Below are 587 nucleotides of genomic sequence, written 5' to 3'. Positions count from 1 at the left end.
GGTCCAATAGGGGAGCGGTCGCCAGTCGTCGATCATCGTAACCGGCTGGCGGCCTCTGATCACAGATATCCACCGTCTTCGTGCTTGAAACGATCGATCTGGTTCTGTGCTTTGAAGTAGGCCTTTCTCCAAAGCGTGAAGTGCACAGGATCATTCTTGGGATTGTAGGGGTTGTCCCCTAGGTACTTGCCAGTCCTGGGCGCCAGCGACCCCGAATGTCTGGCCTGCCAGTGGCTTGTTTTGCTTTCCTCCGGGATTGTGGAACTACCCTCGCGCCGCAGTACCGTACGACGGAGTTCTGCCGGAAGACCTTGGACTGCAAAGCGAGGAAGCGCGGCGGCCAACGCGGCGGCCTCTTTGTTAGGCTTGCCAAAGTGTCGATCAAGCTGGATGGTAAGGTCGGCGGGAGCCGTCATTCCCTCTCGAAAGAGGCGGATCATCAGCTTGGTTGCGAGGTTAAAGCGCCGGGGCTGTGTAATATCGTCCGTATAGCCGGCATCGTTCAAAACGCCATACAGCATGTTCATGTTGTCGTCAGTCAGATTTTGGGTGGAAACTTCGGAAGACATGATGTCCTCCTTTCGGTC

The 587-nt window shown here is 56.0% G+C and carries 1 protein-coding gene; it reads right to left on the bottom strand.

The features are described from left to right. Positions 1 to 59 precede the first annotated feature (59 nt). A partial coding sequence (locus ACPYOI_RS35900; protein WP_481424150.1) for a hypothetical protein occupies positions 60 to 587 on the bottom strand: 528 nt, incomplete at its 5' end.

It is taken from the genome of Rhizobium sp. SVR5-2C, from assembly GCF_056755115.1.
Note: the sequence above shows the minus strand (reverse complement) of the source record. Positions and strands in the feature narration are given on the sequence as shown.